Below are 22,668 nucleotides of genomic sequence, written 5' to 3' on the forward strand. Positions count from 1 at the left end.
TTTAGTTTGAAATCATCTCTAAAGTATTTAGAGATGCATTATTAGATTTAGTCCCTTTTTTGTTTCTGTATACCCAAGCAATTTGAGCAAGTTGTCCAATTATCTTGACAGAGTCTTTTAGAGATAATTTTGAACCATCTGCATGAATCCAACGCTTCAAAGGTTGCTCACAAATGATTGATCTCGCCTTTTCCAAACCATAATAATGTGTCATGCGTTTAAAAATTTCAACATCAAAAATCCATTGTGTGACAAATGCTTTGTGAAATGCAATATGAATCACATCTTTATGAAAAATCTTTGCTCCGCACTGGGTGTCTTTAAAATCCATGGATAGTATTTTTCTTATGAAAAAGTTGATGGTTAGACTTATTATTTTTCTTGCAGATTCTTTAGTGATATTTGCACCCATTCTCGCTATTCTTGAACCGCTTACTATTTTAAAATCAGATTGTTCGATAACCTTCACTAAATCATCAAAATCAGCTAAGTCTGTTGAAAGATCTGCATCTAAAAAGCCAATATAATCCAGGTCTTCTTTTGCTGCCATATGAAGCATTCCTAATCTAACAGCCTCTGCTTTACCACCATTTTGTTCACAATTATAAACAGTTATAAAATCTTCTCTTCCTTTTTGTAGCGTGTGTAAAACCTCCAAAGTATTGTCTTTACTTCCGTCGTTAACAAAACACAAATGATACCCCGTATTTTTATCTATATAATCGATAAACTCTTTACTTAGCAATCGTTCTTCTTCATTGTAACACGGAATGACAACACCAACACAACGTTGTTGTATGATTACATTAGAATTATCCTCCGTTAGTTTTACTGATGACGTTGGAGTTCCTATAAGACGTCTCACACGAGCACATATTTCATTGAGGCTTAACGGCTTTTTCATGTAATCATCAATTCCTAATTCAAATCCTTGAGTAATAATATCATCTTGAGTGTTCCCAGACAATACCATAATAGAAGTTGGAGTTGAACTTGAATTCTTTATATGTTTAATGATATCAATGCCAGAAATATCAGGCATGTTTATATCTACAATTACTAAATCGGGCTTGAAAGCATCAAATAATTTTAATCCTTTAATAGAATTTGTTTCAATCTTTACTTCATACCCTAATTCTACCAGTCGTTTTTGTAAAGGCAGTAAAACAAGCTGTTGATCGTCTATTGCTAAAATTTTCATAGTACTGTTTTTATACGTTTTGTGAATCCAAAATTAGCCTGATTGACGTTCAAAAAAAGTATAATTAGCCTATCAAACCTTAAGTGTCGATGAGTGGTAGTTTCCTGTAGATGACTGATAATCCTCTGGCTATCTATATTATTTATATTTACCATATCGAAATACTAATAGTTTTTAAATGAAAGAAACCACTAATAAATATTTAATAGTAGCATTACTTTTAGGAGTTGTATTTCATGGAAGTTCCATTTTTTTCACTCTGGAAACTACATATGATGCATTAATCCATTTGTTTTTTGCAGATCATTACGCAAACAGTTGGTTTGAACCTTGGAATTACAAATGGTATACAGGATTTACTGTTATGGGTTATCCTCCTTTGGTACATCAATCCATTGCATTGTTTTCAATGATTGGTGGTTTAAAATTCGGACTCTTTACTGTAGCTTTAATTGGCATATTATTATTTATTACTGGAGTATATCGCTTTTCACTTCTCATTACAGGACATAGAACTGTAGCAGGTTATGCAGCACTACTTGCTGTATTTTCATCTTCTTTTGTTGAGACTTTACACGTCTTTGGTCAGTTACCAAGTATTATTGGAATATCCGTTTTAATGCATGCATTACCAGAAATTTATTTATGGTTAAAAACTGGTAGATATTGGTATTTAGCTACTTCTCTTTCATTAATTGCTGTCACTGTAACCTCACATCACGTAACACCAATTTTTGGAATGGTCTTCTTTATTTTTCCTTTAATTGGAATGCTAATCATGGATCATTCCACCGAACAAGTTAACACTCTAAAAGCAGTAACATTTAGAAGTTTCATAAACAGTTTTACTAAGCTTTTTAAACGTATTATTACATTTGGAATTGCCTCACTCATAATCATTATTGGATGTATTCTACCTTATTGGATTAATTCTAAAAACAATCCAATAACACAAGTTCCTATACCACACGGATCCAGAGATAATTTTCTTGAAATTACATCGTCCGGATTAGTGTTCTTTTTAATTCCATGGGGTATTTTACTTTTACTTTTACCTTATATTTTTTATAGATTTTACAGCAGACGGTATCTATTTTTTGGTTTATCAATTACTATTTTAACCGTTTTAGGAACTGGTGGAAGTACGCCAATTCCAAGGTTTTTATTAGGTGAAACCGCATTTAATATTTTAACTTTAGATCGATTTACACTATGGGCATCTATTATGTCATTACCCATTTTAGGAGAATTTGCATTCCGATTTGTTCAAGGTGATCTAAAGACTTTGATGCAATCAAAATTTGGTGCGGTTTATCATAGAATTAGTGGCGGTTTTCTTGCTAGTCTATTTGTAGGCATGACTATTTTCACGATGAGCTTAGGCTATTTTAGACCATCTCAACCTCAGAAAATTAAAATGTTGCCCATTGTCAATTTCTTAAACCAAGATGACCATGATAAATGGCGGTTTTTAACTCTTGGCTTTGGTGATCAAATGGCTTGGCTTAGTGCTCAAACTAATGCCATGACCGTTGATGGAAATTACCATTCAGCAAGGAGACTACCTGAATTGACTACCAGACCAATAGAACGATTAGAGAATTCAAAATTCAAGGGCGTTGCTGGAATTGGATCTTTACAACAGTTTTTAACAACTCCAGAAAAATATAATCTAAAATATATTTTTTCTAACGACAAATTTTATGATCCCATTTTGTACTTCTGCGGATGGCAACGCTTGAGACAATTAGAAAATGGCATTATGGTTTGGGAACGATTAAATGTACCTCCAATTCCATCTATTTTACCAAAAGACGATGTCTCTAAATGGCAAAAAATACTTTGGGGAGTTATTCCTCTAAGCACTGTTCTGATTGCATTCCTTTTAAATATTCAAATGCTGCTTGTAAACGCGCTTAAAACAAAAATAAAAGCAAGTCCTGAATTCCTAAAATTCAAGAGTAACTATTCAGTATTCTCAAACTCTATTCTTAAAGTTTCCCATATTTGGTCCTTTATCCTAACTGTAATTTTTGTGTTGGGCATTTATAATTATTACATCAAAAATGATGCGCAGCATAGCCCTGAGAATGTTATTCTAGCTTATTATGACGCTTTAGATTTTAAAGATTTTGAAACGGCTCACCAATTAATCAATCCCGAGAACAACAAAACTATAGCGCAATATATGCTTGAAGTATCAGTGACAGACGGACTTCTGAGTAGTTATGCTAAATTGGATGCTTTAGAGACTAAAATCATAAACAAAAATGATAGTTTAGCCACAATTAAAGTAACAACTAAATGGATTACTCCTCTTGAAAAAATTGAACGAGTAGATTATAAATCATTGACAAAATTAAATGGCAAATGGTACCTAGATTCAGAAGAGATTGATACAGACCTTCCTCCTGATCAATTATATTCAAATAATACTACAAGTTATTTTAATCAAGGTCGAAGAAGAATTACAACCGAACAAACTCACCATGAAGATGTATTGAAGCAGCCAGTTTTGGAAGTACTTTCTGCTAAACTTGTAAAGTTTGATAAGTCTTATGCTATCATTGGTGAAGTTCAAAATATTGATAATGTGCCAGCTGATATTGTCTTGAAAGGAACTTTGTACAATGACAATAACAAAGCGCTAGCTAGTTACAATGCCAAATATCATATAAAACACAAATTAATGCCAAAAGAAACTACTGCGTTCAAAATAAACTTTGAAGGCATTGCATGGTCTCAAACTCAAGATTCTATTCCAAAAGCATTTGATCCTGATGAGTTTACACCAATTGAGCTTGAAGAACAGCCAACAAAATTTAATTTGCAAGCTGCTGGAAACGTTTCCGGTTCAGATCTATATAAGCAAATCATTATAAGTGACATCGAAATGCAGACACAACAAATCCAGGGGACTTTGTTTAATAGTGGCATCCAAGAAGTCACAATACCTCAACTATTGATTTCATATTACAACAGTGATAAAACACTGAGTTGGGTAGATCATAAATTTGTAAAAGAAGGTATAAGGCAACAGAGAAAACAGAGTTTTGAATATCACTTAATTGAGAATATATCCATCAAAATAATAAATGATAGTATGGAAAATGTATTTGTCAATGGACTTTCAAATAATTCCATTTCAAATAAAATTATACCTCACAGAATTGACAACCATATAAATTCAAAATTACAACCCATTAATCATTCAGAATTTAGTTATATTAAAATTGAAACTAACGCATATATTGGAAATCCGAACTAATGAAACTCAAAATTATCTACTTCCATATTCTTGTATTGACATGCGTATTATCTCATGATCACATTTCAGATCGTAGAGAAGACAACACCTTTTCTGATATAAAATTGCTAACAGACAAAAGTGTATTTCAAGCTGGCGAACCTATAACGCTTCAGTTTTCATCTACAAACAATTCTATTGCGCCACAGCTGTACTGTACTAACAGTCATGGATCAACACTATTAGAACCTCTAAAAAAAGGGACTCTGATAGATTATAAACTACCAGATTATATGACTCGTAAAATAGGCGTGTTGCATTGGAGACTTTTAAACAACAATTCCTTAATTCGTGGATCAATAGAAATCGTTTCAAAAAAACAAGTGGCTCACATGGAAACTTATATTGGACCACCTAGTATAGAGGCTGGCGGAACGGATTACACGATGCTAGTGGTTATTCCCACAGATAGCTTAGATAATCCTTTACCAGACAATACAACAGTAGTAACAAAACACCAGTTCTTGACAAAAATATCTACCGATACTGTTAAAACAAGACATCTCATTGCTTACAAAAACATTAATTCTGAAATTAAAAGTGGACGGATGTTAGTGTCTTCCGAAAGTCATAATACCAATTCTAAAGAATTCACAATTAATGTACTTCCATCAATACCCAAAGGTTTTACAATTTCGGCTCAACGACCTCATGACTATGCTGACGGAAATCAACAAACCGTTTTTTCAACTTCTGTTTTAAAAGATAGCTATGGCAACGTGGTTAGTGATGGCACCTTTGTGAGTTTTTTTATAACCACAAATAATGGAAACATACTGAAAAGCTACGGTAAAACCATTAAAGGTGTTGCTGAAGCAAGAATGATTCATCCAGATCATCAATCGCAATGGAATGTCCAAGCTTACGTAACTGGTATGGCAGAAAGTAATACAATAACTTTAACCTATAAACAAGTCTTTAAAGAATTCAACGTGGAGTTTTCAGATAATAATAGAACGATTACTGTAGGTCCGCTACAAAGCTTTATGAAACAAATGGCACCTGATGGATTAGAGATAAAGCTTTACATCTACAAGAATAATGAACTTCTAGAACAACGCATTAAATTCTCGGTTGATGGTTTTGCTCATTTCAAATTAAAACCAAATATTTTAGAAAATGACACCTATGATTTTAAAATTAAAACTGCTGGTATTGAACAATCTTTTAATTCAAAAACACTATGGTAAATTACAATAAGAGCATACTTCGCGTTATTATAATTGCCTCCTACATTATGGTCATTACTTTAATCATAGCTGGTATAAGTGCCTTATTTGGATATCTAAATACTGGTGCAGATCGCAGTACAATTCTTCATACTGAAATACAAAAAATTGAACAATACCTCCCTAAAGTGATATGGGCTCCATTATCCAACGAAGGTAGAGTTATGGACAAAGAAAATTTAAAATCTATAGAAAATAATTATCTGGATGCATGGTATGTAAAACACATTGCCTACAAAACCAATCGTACTGATGGAATTAAAGATTACTATACAGACAATGCCAGATCAAATATCTTTGATTTTATTCAATACAACACCTCGCAAAATATTAGTATTGAATCTACAACTCTTGAACATCATCCAACTCTAGATTTTTTTAGTGAAGATGGACAATTAGCAATCATCACCGATAAAGATGTTGTTGAATATAAACGTGTTTTTCAAAATGAAAAATTTGTTTTAGAATCTACGGAAATATCCACTTATAAGGTAATTCTTCTACGTGAAGATGGGTTTTGGCGCATTAGACATATGGTGAAAAAATCTACTGAAGACTATAATGACAACACAGAACATGTAGCTACTGAACATCTGAATATTAAGGGAATAAATTACTACCCCAAGGATACACCATGGCAAATGTTTAGTGATACATTTTCAAGAGATACTATAGCAAAAGATTTCAAAATAATTAAAGACGCAGGCTTAAATACCATTCGAATGTTTATTCAATATGAAGACTTTGGAAAAGCAAATATTGATAAATCAAAACTTGAAAAACTAAAAAGCACACTAGATATTGCTCAAAATAATAACTTGAAAGTTGTTATGACCCTTTTTGATTTTTATGGAGATTATTCTGTATTAGATTGGACTTTAAATAGGCGTCATGCCGAGACTCTAGTCACCGAACTTAAAGCTCATGATGCTATTCTCGCCTGGGATATTAAAAATGAACCTGATTTAGATTTTGAATCTCGAGGAAAAGAGGAAGTGATTGCATGGTTAGACAATATGATACATCTCGTAAAATCTATAGATAAGCATCACCCAATCACCATTGGCTGGTCTAATAGTGAAAGCGCCTTACTGTTAAAAGACAAAGTAGATTTTGTAAGCTTTCATTATTACGACGATTTGGAGAATTTAGATCAGACTGTAACCACTCTAAAAACATCTATTCCTAATAAAACTATAGTGATGGGCGAGTTTGGAATGTCATCCTACAACGGGTTTTGGAAACCGTTTGGAAGTAATAACAAAGATCAGGCAAATTATCATAAAAAAGCCCAGGAAATTATTGCAAATCATAATTTACAATTTATGTCCTGGACACTTTACGACTTTGAGAATATACCAAAAGATGTTGTAGGTAAACTTCCATGGCGTAGGCATACTCAAAAGCAATTTGGCTTCATCAATAAGAATGGGGCAAAAAAGTCAGCGTTTAAATATATTTCTGGACAGTAGATGGTTCTAAATCTTTTTCATTAGAAACCATTTTACAGCTTTTTATGCTGTTAAATACGTTCAAGTACATCTCTGTTATTGTAGACATTGGAAAGGCTGTAGCTGCTTTATAATTGGCCTTACCTAAAGCTATTCTATAATCAGTATTAGTAACAATAGATGCAATTGCAGTTGCTAAACTTGTAACAGAAGTAGGATCAAAGAATTGGCCTTGATAACCTTCTTCTTTGATTAGTAATGCTAAATCACCAATATCTGGCATAACAACGGCCTTACCGTAACTACCAGCCTGATGTAAAACACCTGAGCTTCCGGTTGTTGATGTATATGGAAACACAACAACTGCACTCTCATTAAACAGCTTTGGCACTTCAGTTTCTTCAACATAACCCGTAAATCGTATTTGAGGTATGTGCTTATATTTTTCTTTGACGCTTGCTAAATAACCTGGTACATTTGGATTATCAGTTCCTGCAATTACAATTTCTAAATTCAATCCAGTCGAAGCTCTAACAAGCGCGACAGCTTCTATCATGGATTCTACTTTTTTATAGGTTCCAAATTTACCAAAGGTCATGATCTGCAATGGTCCGTTGGGAATTGTATAATCTGGTTTTTCCAGACCTATTTCAAATGTTCCATGTGGAATTAATGTTACATTATTCGCCTTATACTTCTCTTGTAAAATTGTAACGTATTTCTGCATAGTCACTGCAACAGTATCAGCTTGTAAGATCAGCCTAGTTAAGCAGGATCCAATAAATCCATAGACGTTTTGCATCAATGCATTGGAGGTAAATCCTGCAGACCCTAAATCAACTTCTTCTAAAATATTGTGAAGCAAGACGATATTAGGAATACCTTTAAGTTTACAAATCAAAGGCATTAATAGTCCTAATGCAGCAGCTACCTTTTTATCACCAAACTTCATAAATTGAAGGTTGAAGAGAACTGCATCTGGTTTCATCTGATGTAGAGCTTTAGTCATATGAAAAACATTTGTATAGCTATTGAATTTCCAACATTCTCTCACAGTTATTTTACAACCGTTTTCAGTAAAATTAATGTCTTTATTACCTTCGGTCTTATCGGTTAGCAAGATTAGTTCAGTAATAGATTCTTTTTGTCTAAAATGTTTGACTAGATGGTATGCATATTCATTTAAAGTGACTTTACTCGGTGGATATGCTGTTACTATTGCTAATTTCATATACTGGATTTTTACTATTTTTAATTATTAATTTCATTGTAAATTTGCACTATAAAACTCAGTATAATTGACAACTGTAGACCGAATGCTGTTTACTGTAGATGAAAGGAATAAAGGCTTCGATTTCGTTTTAAGCCTTTTTCAAAATAGAATCAAAAATGAAGTATCCTAGTTGAAATACAAGAAGTAGTATCATTGCTGCAATTTGCATTTGTACTACTTGCTCTAAACTTTCATGCCATACAATAACCAAAGCCATTTGAAGTAAGCCAAAAAGGCCAGAAAACAGCACAGGAATATAACGATCTAAGGATAAATAGTAATAGGCAAAAATATTTGAGATTGCAAACAAACCTGTGGCTAAGGCATATTTCCAAAGTAATGGTGCCATGGCTAAATAGCTTTTCCCAAACAGCAATGTAATTCCTAATTCAGGGCATATGGCACATGCACAAATAATTACCAAAGCAATTACTGCGATGTATCCAATGTATTTAAACAAAATTGGTGCAGTTGACTTACCGTCTTTTTTAAGCTGAACAACTTTAGGAAGTAAGAGCATTACAAACATCCAGGCCAGAAAGTACACAATGCGTCCAACAAGAGCCAATGACGCATAGAGACCAGCCTCATAAGATGGAAAATAATGTTTAACCAATAGAATATCACTATTATTTATAATAATTTGAGTGAGTTCGTAAAACGCTGTGATTACAAAAAAACGTCGAATTTGTCTTGAGTATTCAAACTCTAAATCAAATGATGTTTTAAACTGAAAGCGTCTGAACTTAAACGGTATTAAACCAAAACCAAATGAGATCAAGATTCCAATAGCTATGACGATTGATGATTGTATTTGAAATAAAAATATTAATCCGAGTGTAAAGATCAACCGGCTTAACATTTCAGCTTGATAAGTGATAGATAAAGATTTAAAAGCGCTCTGACCTTGATATACTCCTCGGTTTACACTCATTAAAAAATACAAAGGGACACCAATTCCGAAAATGACAAACATACCAGAAGAAGAGGTGTGAAACCATTGTTGTAACTGACTTGAAAATCCAATAATCAAGAGTCCGAAAGCAACACCTATAAGGCATGCATTTCTATAGATATTAGAAATGAATTTTGTAAAAACATGATGCTCGAAAATAACTGAGAATTTTGCTGTAACCAATTGAAAGGTCATGGCTACAAAGGACAATACTAATAAAAATGTTATTAAAACTGCAGCATCAGCAAACTGCTCAGGTCCTAAAAGACGACCTAAAATAAGGTTGTATCCATAGTTACCTGCATTAACCAACAAAACACTCAACATAAACAGTTGTTCTGGTGTCAACATTTTCGATTTAATTACTGAAATTACCTGCATGTTTTTTTTATTTAGTAGCTTTTCTATTATGCTGCAAAAGAACTTTTGTAATCCTCGTATATATCTTTGCATCCATTTCCAATAATTGAAAACACATGATTACTTTTAAATGCAGTTGCCATTAAAATTTTAAAAGCTTCTACTCCCGAAGAATCAATAGAACTAACATGATCGATATCTACTGTGATATCTTTTACCGTATTAATGATGTGTTCAAAATGACTAATAAATGATCTGGTTGTTGTTGCATTTAAACTTCCGTGTAATTGAAAAGTTCCGTTTTCTTCTAAAATTTGTAGTGCCATAATCTTGATTTTTTAAGGGTTATGCGTTTTAATTTGACGCTAATATCCGAACATATTCCACGTATGCCCTTTTGATTTCGACGGATGGCAGTTTGCTGTAGATGAATGAAGTGGTCTTCATCCGTAACTTGCAAATAAGCAAATCAAACCTATATGAAGACTTTAAAATCATTGATCTATCTTACTTTTTTGTTCATTAGCATATCTGTTAGTTCACAACAAATGCAGAAAGGTTTTAACTATCTGGAAACAGGACAATATGAACAAGCCCAATTATTTTTTGAAAACATTCTCAAAGAGTTTCCAAATAATAAAACAGCACGTTTATGCTACGGAAGAGCCATTGGTCTAAACGGAAATCCAGAAAAAGCAAATGCTGTTTTCACTAAACTTCTCAATGAATATCCAACCGATTTTGAGGTGAAGTTAAATTATGGCGAATCGCTGTTATGGAATGAACAATTCTCTGAAGCGAAAACATATTATAATGCCTTAGTAGAGGAAGCTCCAAAAAATTTCTCTGCACTATTGGGATACGCAAACACATTATCTAACTTAAAAGCATATGATATGGCGTTATTATATGTAAACAGCGCTCTAGAAGTCTCACCAGGAAACACCAATGCTCTCATCTCAAAAAAATATATCAACTTAGGGTTTGCTTATTCTAAACAACAAGCGCAACAATACGATGAAGCCGAAACCTTATTAATTCAAAATCTGGAATTTCTAGGAGAGGACAAAGAGACCTTAATGAATCTTGCCAATTTATATTTAATTACAAATTCATTAGATTTTGCTGAAAGCACCTACAACAGATTGGCTAAAAACCCATCAAACCAGATAGAAGCCATAAATGGATTGGCGCTAGTAGCGCACCTTCACGGAAAAGAGAAAAAGGCATTGCAACTAAGTACTAATGCATATAAGCTCTTAGATTCTGATACTTCGGAAAAAGTTACACAACAAACCACTGAACGCTACATACAGGCTTTAATATGGAATAAAACTTTTAACAAAGCCGAGAGACTTATTGAAGCTTTAATGCTCAAGCAACCTAATGAAAATTGGATTCTCGCATTAAGAGCAACATTAAATATTTACAAAAGTAACTTTAAAAAAAGTCTGGAAGATTACAATAGAATACTTGTAAATGATAGCACTTCATTTGATGGAAATCTCGGTAAGGCTAATGCTTTGAAAGCCTTAGGCTATTATGATGATGCCTACACTTCTGCAGAAAACACATTAAAGTTTTACACCAATCAAAAGGATGCAATGAATTTTATAACTGTCTTAAATGAGAATTTTTCACCTGTCTTGGATTCCAGAACATCCTATACATTTGATAATGGCGATAATAAAGCTTTTTCATTTGGTACGAAGGTATCATTTCCAATAACAACAAAATTCAAACTCCTTGGAAGTTATAACTACAGAACTACAAACAATGCGGTAACTAAGATTAAAGCTAACTCTAATGATATATCTGTGGGGCTTTCTTACCAACTCCTAAATACAATTACATTTAAAGGTACAGCAGGATTAACTTCAGCTAGATCAGAAAACAACGATTTCACACAACTCTTAACAGATATATCGTTTCATATCAAACCTTTTAAAATGCAAACCTTAGATTTAGGATACAAACGCGATATTCAAAGTTTTAATGCTGATCTCTTAGCACGAGAGATTGTTCAGAATAATTTTTATGCCAATTACAACCTAAGTTCAAATTATAATCTTGGTTGGTTTACACAATATATGTATACATCACAAAACGACGAAAACACAAGACATTTACTATTTACCTCATTATATTATAACCTACTATCAAAACCGTCACTAAAACTCGGACTCAACTATCAATACATTACATTTAAAGAGCAGGTTCCTAATATTTACTTTAGTCCAGAATCATTTCAAGCAGGAGAAGTCTTTTTAAATTGGATCAAAGATGTAAATACAGCCAAACCAAAAACATGGTTCTATGAGTTAACGGCTGCAACAGGCATACAAATTATAGATGATGGCACACAGCAGAGCACCTATAGATTTCAGGGTAAATTAGGCTATAAGATTTCAGATCGAAGTATGTTTAATCTCTTTGGAGCACGCAGCAATATTGCCTCTGCTACAGCTGCTGGTTTTACTTTTACAGAAATTGGATTACGATTTAAGTATCGATTTGGAGATCGGAATATTTTTAAGAAGTAGGCACAGCAAACAATGTCCTAAGTATTCTTATAAACGGTATCTATTTGGTTAATTCTATTTGAAACTTTGTAGCATCAAATGCCATTTTTAATCCTCTAAGATTAGGTTCAGTTTTATTAGTCTCAAATAATTCATTAAGATATTCGGTTTGCTTAGCAACTTTGCCTTTATCTTTTTTGAAGATTTGATATTTCAAGAGAAGTAAATTAGCCATGATTTCATCAGATATATCCAAATCACTTGCTTTAAGAAATTCGTCTAATGCACTTTTTACCTCAGCATCGTTTTCGGGTAGTTCATCAAACAGATAAGCATTAGCTAAATCAGATTTATTCATACTTGAGTAATCATTCTCGCTAGACATATCTTTCCTGTAGGTCATTTTGTTTCCATTTAAAAAATACCATCTCGTGTAGGAATCGTTTTCTATTTTTATGTCTTTCTCAAATTCCTTTTTCTTTGTGCTCCAATTTGTAAAAGCAATTAAAAGCTCTGTTCCGTCATCTTTTTTCAATATTGCAAATCGGATTAAGTAATTCCTGTTTCCTGGTTTTTCAATTTCAATGTCTAATTTATTGTCTACTGAAACATACTTCATTAGAGCACTTAGAATAGAGGAAACATCTTCCGGACTTGCTTCTGGAAATAAGTTTTCTCTCAAAAACAGATCAATATAAAGATAATGGGTTAAATAAAATTCGTCTATTTTTAGATAATTAGACTCCGTTAAATTATCAGATTTTATTTTGATTTGTTCTGATTGAGCATATCCAAAATTTGTGAATATTATTAATAGTAAAATCGGAATTACTTTTCTTTTCATTTTAAACGTTTGTGTAGTGTATTACATGTTATATCACATCTAAGATAACATTATTTATTCAACAAGATTACACAACGTTTACCTTTTATTAAAAATGAAACGGTAACAACATAAAAAAGGCAAAAGCTTTCGCTTTTGCCTTTACTCAAAACAACTTAACAGCAAATCTCCTTGTAAGTTGAATCAAGAACTAAACTAGGGTTATCTAATTATTAATTTTAGGGGATTATATACATTTTGTCGACTTATAATTTTACAGAAATACATTCCAGCATCCAGTTGATTTCTATTCAGTCGTATTTCATTTGTTCCAAACTGAGCTCTATAACTTGTTTGGTATACTATTTTACCCAACTGATCAAAGACTACTAATTGTAATATTTCAGTTTGATTTGCCTTAAACTGTATTGTTGTATAAGTTGACATCGGATTTGGAATCGCAGAAACGCGTAAAGTTTGTACCTCCAATTCTTCAACAGATAAGGTGTCTTGAGAAAAACGCAAGTTTTCTAGAGTCATTTCTTTGGTGGTGGTTGTACCATCTAAACTCACCATTGTAAACACCACAGAAACCACATCATCTAAATAAGGATCAACCCCATTGATCGAATCAAAACTAATTATCGGTAATACATAATCTTCATTAACATTAGATAATGTGATTGTCTTGTGGTATTGTTCTTCCCAATTTGAAATACCTTGCTTTACTAAAGTTACTTCTAAAGTTCCAGTACCTTTAGCACTAAATTTCAAACTGTTATAATCTGTAAGATCAACAGGCTTAAATCTTGGTGTTAAAGCTCTGTATGCTGCTACGTAACTATTGGTTGTGGCTTTTAATACAATATTACGCTCCAGCGGAAAATCAGTAATGTCATAAACAAATTCGTTTGGCAATACTGCATAAGTATCTATGGTTGTATCTACCTGAGAATCATCAATTCCCCAGGGACCATCAGACATAAACAAATCATCAGGTGTTGCGATCCCGTCACCAATTCTGAATCCGATATCAAAGAGATGTCCAGTTTCTACTTGTAGGTTAGTGATGTAATTTTCGTTAAGATCTATGGTAGAATTTAGGGCTCCAAATTCGCTTGTTTCGGTAATTCTAAAACCAGCGTCAAAGGATACGTTTTCGCTAAAATTGGTATTAATGATTTGTAGGTCGAGGGCTCCATTAATATATTTTCCTTTTCTAACGAAAACTGAGGGAGGGATTGAATTATTATAGCTGGAAATAGGCTTTTGTACGTCTAGAAGATTCAATACTTCTTGTCCAAGTGCATAGAGATCATCTACAGCATTAGTCCATATCTGAAAGTTATAATACGTTACATTTGCTTCATATTGATCAAGATTCCAATGGCTCTCTATGGCGAAGTTCTCTTCATTATTAATCACTTTTGCCGACAAACTCAATACAAACTCATAAGTACCATCAGTGTTTTTTATAATCGACTTGATAAATGCTTGTCCGTTAATATCAATTGTATTAACAGAGATTAATTCTGCTCCAAGTAGTCTATCGCATATGTATTTGGTGTGCTCATAAACGCCATTTTCTGTTTTTAAAGCCATAATAGTCGCTACTGGTGTATTATTCTCTAAATAATCAACTGCATATATTTCGGTAGCATTTGTGATATTGAGTAAATCTACAGGAGTAGATTCAATAACTTCATCTTCGTTGATAACATCTAATGGAATAAAATCTTCAAGCGTAAATTCAGAATTGATAGTTCTTTGTAAATATGTACTTGATTTTGTGAGACGTCTTGCTGTATTTCTGTTAAACACATACCCTGTTTTTATACGATTGAAATTTCGCTTATTGATTTGCTCAGATAATCTATTATTACTTTCTAAACCACCCTGATTCCCTCCACTAGTTGGAGGTGTGATTAAAGCACAGTCACCATATCCAGAACATGAAGGATCTTGGCAGTCGATGAGTCCATCACCATCATCATCAATGCCATTATCGCAAATTTCTTGCAATACTGGAGCTGTAGGACAGCGTGCGCCATCATTACTAGAACTGGAAGGACCAAAAGCAAATAAATTAGAATCCATACTACTATTAGCCACTAGTGTTTGTACATTTTGAATGACATAAATAGTTCCGGTTTGATTGGCAGACACATAAAATCTACCTTCGGCGTCAAAATAAACTGCACCATAGGTATAATTTAAACCAGACAGAATTGGCACCTCTCCTATTGCCTGAACATTTCCGTTTGAAGCATCTATTCGATATAAAATATTTGTATTTTTTTCTACTGTATATAACATTCCGTCAACTGCATTAAACGCCCAATCATGAATGTTTATGTTTTGAGATAATACAGCCGTTTCCTGATGCTCAGTATAATTAACTGACTCTGGGTCAAGATCAATTTTATAATATGTTGTCCCACCACCTTTAAGGTAATATATACCCTGTGGACTCACATCACCTACGTACCTGTTATTGGTAGGTAATTGGTCAATGTAGTATGTGGTAGTTGTAAAATTTTTTCCAATTCTAACAATAGTTTTAGCAGGAGAAGTTAAAGATCCCCAAATAAATCCATCAGCTGGATTGTATGCTGCGGCATTTACATTTCCTTGGGTGATATTTTCAGCTACCTGATATGAACTTCCAGAAGCTAGGTCAATAGCATAAACATCATTGTATTGAAATAGATATGCGTTATAGTCACAATTAAAAGGAATGTCTTGAGCATCAGAAAAGAAGCTCATTAAGATGGTTCCAAAAACGGTTAACCAAATTTTAGAATAGTAGTGTTTATACATTGTTATTTACTAAAAGATTATGGAACAAAACTAGGAGCTTAAACTGTTTATTTTTTAAAATTTCGCTTAGTTAAATCCAGATGAAGTTAAATGACACTTAGCTATCGATGAATGGTATATAAATAACAAAAGACAAAAGAGAAATCTTTTGCCTTTCGTCGTCCCATATACTAGTATTAACCCTTTTAAGGTTCAACCATTTGTAGCGAATATAGCGTTAGGGTAAATATGCCAGAATAATTTTTCTATGGTTAGCGTTATTTAGGACTTAAATGACGTATATCTATAGATAGGTGGTACTAAAACAATAAAGGCAAGAGAATATAAAAATTCTCCTGCCTAAATTTCTGCTATTAATCACAAAACTATGATGTTATGATTCTTAGACAAAAATAGACACCTATCGGCTAGTAATAGATAATTTTCGTTAGATCGAAAATCAAGAGCGATAGAATACAATTAAGTATCGATGAATGGTTTTAGAGTAAATTAAGACGCTTCATTAACTCTGGTCGATTTGAACGACTAACAGGAATAACGTCTTTTTTGATAAGCACACTATTGTCTTCAATGTCAATAATTTTGTTGACATTGATAATAAATGAACGATGGACTTTTAAAAATAAATCGTTTGGTAATTTCTCTTCAATTTTTTTCAGGGTGGAGTGCACTGTATAGTTTTGACTCTCAGTTTTTACATGAATGTAATCCCCTTTAGCTTCCACCAAATAAATACTTGGAATATCAATTTTGATGAGACGCCTGTCAATATTCACATACAAATCATTTCCTGAAGTAGTTTCAACTTTTTCAGATGAATCTAAACCAGTTGCAGTGACTGTTTTCGCGTTAGCTTTTTTTATAGCTTTTTGAAAACGTTCAAGTGTGATAGGCTTTACCAAATAATCAACGATACAATCATACTCAAAAGCCTGAATAGCAAAATTTGAATCTGACGTTGTTAAAATAATCTTTGGAGGGTTTTTGAGTGTTTCGATGAAATCAAAACCAGTAAAATCTGGCATATGAATATCTAAAAAAATTAGATCAATCTCATTTTGATTTAAATATTTAATGGCTTGTATTGCATTTGGAAATTCCTCTAAAACATTAAGATGATCTACGTTTGAGCACAATTGAGCAATTATAGCTCTGGCTGTAGCTTCATCATCAATAATAATACAATTCATGTAATACTTAATTATAACTGTTGCAAATAATTAGTTATGATGATTAATATGGATTCGAATTCATCTTGAAGTGTTGTTCTATCTTCTAATAAATTGTTTTCGAATGTAACTGCAGTCTCATAACTCTTCTCGAGGCCTAAAATACTAATTTTATGTTTAAGTTTATGAACATTCTCAGCTGCAAGTTTATAATTTTTGGCAGTTATGTTCTCATAATAGATTTTTTTCTCCTCTGGAAATTCGCCTTTAATGATGTCTATGAGTTTTTGTTCAAAACTCTTATCACCTCCAGACATACTGTGAATATAAGATAGATTAGGTTGCTCCATTAATGCTTTTTTAAGGTAAAATAAAAGGTTGTGCCTTCATTAAGTTTTGATATTAGCCATATATTACCACCATACAAATTGACTATTTTTTTTACTATAGATAAGCCAATACCTGTAGATGACATATTACTTTCCAGAGATTCAAAAGTCTTGAAAATCTTATCGAAGTATACATTATCTATGCCTTTGCCATTATCTGAAATATAAAATTCCCAAAATCCATCTTTATCATTGGCTCCAATAGAGATTGTCCCTATAGGTTTATCATTGTATAGTATTGCATTATCAATGAGGTTTTGAAATAACTGCTGTAATCTATATTTATCTCCTTTGATTATTGGTAATTCATGAGTTGTAATAGTGATATGATTAGGGACTTGAATGATTTTTAAAATATCCTCAATAAGTGTATTAACATCAACATCGTAAGTTTCAATTTGATTTTTTGCAATTGTTGAGTACTCTAATATCCCATTGATTAAGGTATCCATTTTTTCAACACTATTTCTAATTAAGTGCAATTGTTGTTTCCCTTGTTTGTCAAACTTTTCTTTATAGTCTTCTTCTAACCATGAGGTTAATGTATCAATACTCCTTAGCGGCGATTTTAAATCATGTGATACCATATGAGCATAATCACTCAATTCTTGATTTCTTGATTCAAGATTATTTAACAATTGTTGTTGTTCACTAAACGCTTTACAAGCTTTTAGACCTACAGAGAACTTATTGATAACAGGCTGTAATTGCAGTAAGTCTTTCGTTTTTAAATTATCTTTTTTAGAAAATAGAAACAAAAAACCCTGTTCAGCTAGACTGAAAATTGCTACTGTACCATTTTGAATATCAATTGGTGATATATCTTCTATAATTGAATTAGAATCAATAATCTTAGACTCTTGAATTGAATTGAGAAGCTCACTAACTATAGGGTTAGGGTTATGATTAATCTCTTGTCCTAAAGGAATAGAATAGCGAGATGTTATTTGGTTCTCATTGTACTCAAGGATCCAGGCTGCATTTAGATTTTTTCGTTTCAGAATTAACTTAAGAAACACATCGCAACTCTCCTTATAGTTTAACGATTTACCAATAGCCATCGAAAACTCGTAGAGTTGCAAGATATCTGATATGTGGTTTTCAATCTTCATTTATTCAAATAATCCTACAACAACTGTTTTATTATAAAAATCTAAAAAACCATCACCATAAGAAGATATTTCACCTAAAGTTAATGCACCTCCTATTGAGACGTCTGGATATTTACGTTTTATGGTTTGCGTTATCGCTGTTAACTCCTTATGAAAACTATCTTCCAAAAACAAAATTCGAGAGATACAATCTATAATTATAGCTTTTCTTGGGTTTTGTGCCTGGTTAACACTTTCTTGAGCAGCCATTTCAGCGGCATTGATAAGTGACTCTTGGTTACCATTAAGAATATCAACAAGTGTATTATCTTCTAATTCACCAACACAGATAAGCTCTCCTTTTTCATTAACCATTAATGGATCTCTAACAATACATTCGGCATTTTCTTTTACAATACCAAAAGGATATCCTTTAGCAATATCAAAGAAATTATTATCGGTAAATACTTTTTGAGAATGCGCTTCAACAACCTCTTTATATACTTGAAATGGATTTTTCCAATTGATTTCCTTAATAACGTTACCTTCTGCTTTGGTAACAATAAACGGACCATCAACTTTGTTCCATCCATGACGCACTCCAATTTTAGAACTCATCCGCATGACACAACCCACAGCCGCATCCTGGAAAAACCCATCATTGTTAAAAACACATGGGTTTTGCTCTAATGACAAGCTACCAGCTCCACCGCCAAAATAATTAGTTTGCATTCCGTAGTGTTCATATAATTCGCTTAAATAATGAGAAATATTAGATGTTAACCCATCTACATAGGTGAATAAACTATACTCATGATTATTATCAAATGACATATTTGGAACCTGGTAATTTTTTTTACTTATATCTTTAATTAAAAACAAAGATTCTACATCATTAAGGGTATTAATGACAATCCCCTTTTCTAGTATGGTATTGCCGTGAATCACTTTAGGAAACAGACCACCTATGAAAGTGACCTTAGCGTCATTAAGTTTAGAGATTAATTCATCTATATTGATCTCAGTATGCTCACCAAGAGAAATTAATGCACTATTGTCTTTGACATGATTTGAAATTGCACTAACAATCTCTTCTATATTTGTACTTGTAATTAACATACTATTTTTTTAGAGTAAAATAAAAAGTTGATCCTTTTTGGGGTTCACTCTCTACCCAAATATTGCCATCATGGAGATTGACAATCTTTTTTACGATTGAGAGTCCTATTCCTGTTGAATCTTTACTTTTATTAAGTGAATGAAATATTTTAAATATTTTTTGATGGTACTGTTTCTCAATACCAATTCCATTATCTTTTATTGAAAATTGATAGTGTTTTGATTTTGTCGAAACATCAATCTCTATCAAACCTTTATCCTTATCACAAAATTTAACTGCATTGCTGATAAGGTTTTGAAACACCTGCTGTAACTTAATTGCATCTCCACTTAAAGTAGGTAGTCTGTTCAATACGTTAATCTGAATATGATCAGGAACATAAATCATATTTAGAAGGTCATTGACCAATATATTGGTATCAACATTAGTTGTTTCAACATGTTCAGCACCAACACTAGAATAGTTTAACACATCAGAAATTAGCTGTTCCATTTTTTCTAAAGTGGTTTCAATATGTTCAAGATTCTTAACACTAGCATCATCTAATTTGTCCTTGTTATCCTCTTTTAACCAACTCACTAGAGCATCGATACTCCGTAGTGGTGATTTGAGATCGTGAGACACAATGTGTGCATATTCTTGCAATTCATTATTACTTTTTTCCAGCTTTTGCAGTAATTTTTCTTTTTGAAGTTCTAAACTCTTCAAATCGGTAATATCTAGATGAATTCCAATAGAGCCAACTACATTTCCTGCTAGATCAAAATTAGGAGCACCACTAATTAGCCAGTGCCTTATTTCTCCTGACTTAATTTTCACTTCTAACTCATAGGAATTTGACTCACCTTTTAGACGTTTTTTATTTTCAATATCTATAACATCTTCATGATTATCAAATTGAAATACCTCACCTCCTTTTTTACCAATTAATTCGGCTTCGGAATAACCAGACATCTCTGAAAAACTTTGATTAATCATTAAAATTTCATCATCGTTGTTAACCTCAACCAATCCAAGATTCATATTCGCTATAATACTGCTATATTTTTCCTTTTGTGCTTCAAGGCTCCTACGATATGTACGATTTAAAGTAACATCTGTAAATGTCCATAAAAAACCCTTAGATTTTTCTCCAATAGTTATAGGCATATAATCACGCTCTAGGATTTTTCCATCCAACATTTCTAATTCATCTCCAATAACAGGCTTTTTTTCTTTGTCTATATTTTGCATTCGATCAATGAAAGCCTCAGGGTTTTTAAATAATAATTTATTTTGTTCTGAAGCTGAACTACAATCCATACCAATCAAACTATCAGGTTCGACATTAAGATTAAAAAGCTCACAAAACTTTTTATTTGTTAGGACAATATTTCGGTTTTCATCCTCTAAAACAATTCCACTATCCAGATTTAATATGAGTGTAGCTAATCTGTTTTCAGATTCTATTAATTTTTCTTCAGAAGCTTTATCTGCTGTAATATCTCTTACGATTCCTTGGGCTGCAATAGGAATTTGGTCTTTATCTATAACCATACTTGCATTGATATGTACCCACTTTACCTCGCCTGATTTTGTATAAATTCTAGCCTCGTAGTTTTTGAAATAACCTTGAGCCTGTAAATCCATGTATGAGGACATAGCATACTGATAGTCTTCTTTATAAATTAGATCTTTTACATTTACAGACTCTTTATCGATATCGTAACCAAAAAGCCGAGTCGCTGCATCGTTAAATTTCAACACATTACCGTTGACATCCATAACCACGTAAGCATCGACAATATTTTCAAAAACGCCTTGTAATTGTGAGGATTTCTCATCGAGAAGTTTTTCTAATTTTTGTGAAGTATTATAGAGTTCTCTAGATTTTTCTTCGAGAATTTTTTCGGCTGCTTTTCTAGCAGATTTCTCGCGCTCTAGTGCTCGTTTTAATATGTCAAGTTGGTCTTGACTCATTAATTCTTTTTAATTATAAAACGTACCTCAGTACCATCTTCTTTTATCTTCTCTAAAACAATATCTGCTGTTGAATTAAAGTGTTCAAATGTTTTGTTCATCAAACCTAAACCAAAATGATGCATTGCTCTATTAGATTTATAATCCATTACCAGTGAGTTCTCTGTTTTTTCAATAACTTCAAATGTTGGTAATTCGGCATCAGGATATATTTTTCTCACTTCAACATGGATGTGATTTTCTATAGATGACAACATTTCTATTGGATCAGTATACGTGGCCAATAAACCAGGATAGCTATCTTCCAGCACACTAAAGAAATGTTCTGCATACACCAATAACAAATTATCAATGCTAATTTCTGTTTTTGCACTTAAATGTTGCAATAACTGAAGCATCTCAGAGAATTTATAAGTTCCAACTGATGTATAGACACCTTCAGAGTCAAGATCAGAATTTGAAATGATATGATCAACCATTTCAAGTCCAAACTTATCTTCTACTAACTCTAAAAATTCTGTAAAAACAATCCCTTTCATTATACTTTTATTAATTCATTAATACTCCAATAAGCAAATAGACTATCGATTTTTCTAACATAATCTTCATATTTTAAAGGTTTCAAAATGTATCCAGCAACGCCTATTTTATAACACTCCAAAAGGTCTTTTTGATTATTAGATGTGGTGAGTATTATTGTTGGTATATACTTTAATGTGTTATCATTCTTTAATATACTCAAAAACTCAATTCCGTTTATTTTGGGCATGTTTAAATCTAATAAAATTATGTCTGGTAACACCTCTTTTTTTTGTAAAATATCCAATGCATCTTCACCATTATTAGCTTCAACAATTTGATGTTTAAGTTCAAGTGATGAGATGGCTCTACTTAATTTCATGACTTCTATAGCGTCATCTTCAATTAATAAAACTTTTAATAGATTACTCATGAGAGGGTACTTTACGTTATTGTATTGCAAAGTATACCAATTATAAA

Annotated in this window: 17 protein-coding genes; 4 read left to right on the plus strand and 13 right to left on the minus strand. The window is 32.5% G+C overall.

Annotation, left to right across the window (positions count from 1 at the left end; translation table 11 throughout):
• Position 1 precedes the first annotated feature (1 nt).
• Positions 2-1,201: a response regulator gene (locus Q0951_RS15825; RefSeq protein WP_299338955.1), complete on the minus strand. Its 1,200-nt coding sequence runs from the start codon at positions 1,199-1,201 to the stop codon at positions 2-4.
• A gap of 178 nt (positions 1,202-1,379) precedes the next feature.
• On the opposite strand from Q0951_RS15825, the gene Q0951_RS15830 reads away from it, so the two are divergent.
• From Q0951_RS15830 to Q0951_RS15840, 3 genes are read left to right on the plus strand one after another with little or no spacing between them, the layout of a single operon-like run.
• Positions 1,380-4,469 (plus strand): hypothetical protein, encoded by a 3,090-nt coding sequence (locus Q0951_RS15830; protein ID WP_299338957.1) that lies wholly within the window; start codon positions 1,380-1,382, stop codon positions 4,467-4,469.
• Positions 4,469-5,698 carry a hypothetical protein gene (locus tag Q0951_RS15835; RefSeq protein ID WP_299338959.1) on the plus strand — a complete coding sequence of 410 codons (1,230 nt, stop codon included), beginning with the start codon at positions 4,469-4,471 and terminating at the stop codon, positions 5,696-5,698. The genes Q0951_RS15830 and Q0951_RS15835 overlap by 1 nt, the downstream gene beginning before the upstream one ends.
• The gene (locus Q0951_RS15840) at positions 5,692-7,209 is read left to right on the plus strand and encodes a cellulase family glycosylhydrolase (RefSeq protein WP_299338962.1); all 1,518 of its coding nucleotides are present in this window, start codon (positions 5,692-5,694) and stop codon (positions 7,207-7,209) included. The genes Q0951_RS15835 and Q0951_RS15840 overlap by 7 nt, the downstream gene beginning before the upstream one ends.
• Here the strand turns inward: Q0951_RS15840 and Q0951_RS15845 are convergent.
• The 3 genes from Q0951_RS15845 to Q0951_RS15855 form a co-directional block, all read right to left on the minus strand.
• Positions 7,187-8,419, minus strand: a complete 1,233-nt coding sequence (locus Q0951_RS15845; protein WP_299338965.1) for a glycosyltransferase — start codon at positions 8,417-8,419, stop codon at positions 7,187-7,189. The genes Q0951_RS15840 and Q0951_RS15845 overlap by 23 nt on opposite strands.
• 130 nt (positions 8,420-8,549) lie before the next feature.
• Positions 8,550-9,797: an oligosaccharide flippase family protein gene (locus tag Q0951_RS15850; RefSeq protein WP_299338969.1), complete on the minus strand. Its 1,248-nt coding sequence runs from the start codon at positions 9,795-9,797 to the stop codon at positions 8,550-8,552.
• Between the two features lie 26 nt (positions 9,798-9,823).
• Positions 9,824-10,102 (minus strand): STAS domain-containing protein, encoded by a 279-nt coding sequence (locus Q0951_RS15855; protein ID WP_299338972.1) that lies wholly within the window; start codon positions 10,100-10,102, stop codon positions 9,824-9,826.
• Positions 10,103-10,255: 153 nt separating this feature from the next.
• On the opposite strand from Q0951_RS15855, the gene Q0951_RS15860 reads away from it, so the two are divergent.
• Entirely contained in the window at positions 10,256-12,319 is a 2,064-nt protein-coding gene (locus Q0951_RS15860; RefSeq protein WP_299338974.1) for a tetratricopeptide repeat protein, read from the plus strand.
• Positions 12,320-12,359: 40 nt separating this feature from the next.
• On the opposite strand, the gene Q0951_RS15865 is transcribed toward Q0951_RS15860, so the two are convergent.
• The 9 genes from Q0951_RS15865 to Q0951_RS15905 all read right to left on the minus strand — a co-directional run bounded on the left by Q0951_RS15865 (position 12,360) and on the right by Q0951_RS15905 (position 22,621).
• Complete coding sequence (locus Q0951_RS15865; protein WP_299338976.1) at positions 12,360-13,142, minus strand: hypothetical protein; 783 nt, start codon at positions 13,140-13,142, stop codon at positions 12,360-12,362.
• Between the two features lie 201 nt (positions 13,143-13,343).
• Complete coding sequence (locus Q0951_RS15870) at positions 13,344-15,941, minus strand: T9SS type A sorting domain-containing protein (RefSeq protein ID WP_299338978.1); 2,598 nt, start codon at positions 15,939-15,941, stop codon at positions 13,344-13,346.
• Between the two features lie 479 nt (positions 15,942-16,420).
• Positions 16,421-17,131, minus strand: a complete 711-nt coding sequence (locus Q0951_RS15875; RefSeq protein WP_299338981.1) for a LytTR family DNA-binding domain-containing protein — start codon at positions 17,129-17,131, stop codon at positions 16,421-16,423.
• Between the two features lie 11 nt (positions 17,132-17,142).
• Positions 17,143-17,460 carry an Hpt domain-containing protein gene (locus tag Q0951_RS15880; protein ID WP_299338984.1) on the minus strand — a complete coding sequence of 106 codons (318 nt, stop codon included), beginning with the start codon at positions 17,458-17,460 and terminating at the stop codon, positions 17,143-17,145.
• Positions 17,460-18,611, minus strand: a complete 1,152-nt coding sequence (locus tag Q0951_RS15885; protein WP_299338985.1) for an ATP-binding protein — start codon at positions 18,609-18,611, stop codon at positions 17,460-17,462. The genes Q0951_RS15880 and Q0951_RS15885 overlap by 1 nt, the downstream gene beginning before the upstream one ends.
• The gene (locus Q0951_RS15890) at positions 18,612-19,709 is read right to left on the minus strand and encodes an FIST N-terminal domain-containing protein (RefSeq protein WP_299338988.1); all 1,098 of its coding nucleotides are present in this window, start codon (positions 19,707-19,709) and stop codon (positions 18,612-18,614) included. It lies immediately after the preceding gene.
• A gap of 1 nt (position 19,710) precedes the next feature.
• Positions 19,711-21,669, minus strand: coding sequence for a PAS domain S-box protein (locus Q0951_RS15895; protein WP_299338990.1), 1,959 nt, complete (start codon positions 21,667-21,669; stop codon positions 19,711-19,713).
• Entirely contained in the window at positions 21,669-22,208 is a 540-nt protein-coding gene (locus Q0951_RS15900; protein WP_299338993.1) for a heme NO-binding domain-containing protein, read from the minus strand. Before Q0951_RS15900 ends, Q0951_RS15895 begins: the two co-directional genes overlap by 1 nt.
• Complete coding sequence (locus Q0951_RS15905) at positions 22,208-22,621, minus strand: response regulator (RefSeq protein ID WP_299338995.1); 414 nt, start codon at positions 22,619-22,621, stop codon at positions 22,208-22,210. Before Q0951_RS15905 ends, Q0951_RS15900 begins: the two co-directional genes overlap by 1 nt.
• Positions 22,622-22,668: the final 47 nt, after the last annotated feature.

It is taken from the genome of uncultured Psychroserpens sp. (assembly GCF_947501425.1).
Classification (GTDB): Bacteria; Bacteroidota; Bacteroidia; order Flavobacteriales; family Flavobacteriaceae; genus Psychroserpens.

Excerpts from the sequence above, each read along its gene's own strand:
- Q0951_RS15825 (WP_299338955.1), bottom strand. The coding sequence starts at position 1,201 with ATGAAAATTTTAGCAATAGACGATCAACAGCTTGTTTTACTGCCTTTA.
- Q0951_RS15830 (WP_299338957.1), top strand. The coding sequence starts at position 1,380 with ATGAAAGAAACCACTAATAAATATTTAATAGTAGCATTACTTTTAGGA.
- Q0951_RS15835 (WP_299338959.1), top strand. The coding sequence starts at position 4,469 with ATGAAACTCAAAATTATCTACTTCCATATTCTTGTATTGACATGCGTA.
- Q0951_RS15840 (WP_299338962.1), top strand. The coding sequence starts at position 5,692 with ATGGTAAATTACAATAAGAGCATACTTCGCGTTATTATAATTGCCTCC.
- Q0951_RS15845 (WP_299338965.1), bottom strand. The coding sequence starts at position 8,419 with ATGAAATTAGCAATAGTAACAGCATATCCACCGAGTAAAGTCACTTTA.
- Q0951_RS15850 (WP_299338969.1), bottom strand. The coding sequence starts at position 9,797 with ATGCAGGTAATTTCAGTAATTAAATCGAAAATGTTGACACCAGAACAA.
- Q0951_RS15855 (WP_299338972.1), bottom strand. The coding sequence starts at position 10,102 with ATGGCACTACAAATTTTAGAAGAAAACGGAACTTTTCAATTACACGGA.
- Q0951_RS15860 (WP_299338974.1), top strand. The coding sequence starts at position 10,256 with ATGAAGACTTTAAAATCATTGATCTATCTTACTTTTTTGTTCATTAGC.
- Q0951_RS15865 (WP_299338976.1), bottom strand. The coding sequence starts at position 13,142 with ATGAAAAGAAAAGTAATTCCGATTTTACTATTAATAATATTCACAAAT.
- Q0951_RS15870 (WP_299338978.1), bottom strand. The coding sequence starts at position 15,941 with ATGTATAAACACTACTATTCTAAAATTTGGTTAACCGTTTTTGGAACC.
- Q0951_RS15875 (WP_299338981.1), bottom strand. The coding sequence starts at position 17,131 with ATGAATTGTATTATTATTGATGATGAAGCTACAGCCAGAGCTATAATT.
- Q0951_RS15880 (WP_299338984.1), bottom strand. The coding sequence starts at position 17,460 with ATGGAGCAACCTAATCTATCTTATATTCACAGTATGTCTGGAGGTGAT.
- Q0951_RS15885 (WP_299338985.1), bottom strand. The coding sequence starts at position 18,611 with ATGAAGATTGAAAACCACATATCAGATATCTTGCAACTCTACGAGTTT.
- Q0951_RS15890 (WP_299338988.1), bottom strand. The coding sequence starts at position 19,709 with ATGTTAATTACAAGTACAAATATAGAAGAGATTGTTAGTGCAATTTCA.
- Q0951_RS15895 (WP_299338990.1), bottom strand. The coding sequence starts at position 21,669 with ATGAGTCAAGACCAACTTGACATATTAAAACGAGCACTAGAGCGCGAG.
- Q0951_RS15900 (WP_299338993.1), bottom strand. The coding sequence starts at position 22,208 with ATGAAAGGGATTGTTTTTACAGAATTTTTAGAGTTAGTAGAAGATAAG.
- Q0951_RS15905 (WP_299338995.1), bottom strand. The coding sequence starts at position 22,621 with ATGAGTAATCTATTAAAAGTTTTATTAATTGAAGATGACGCTATAGAA.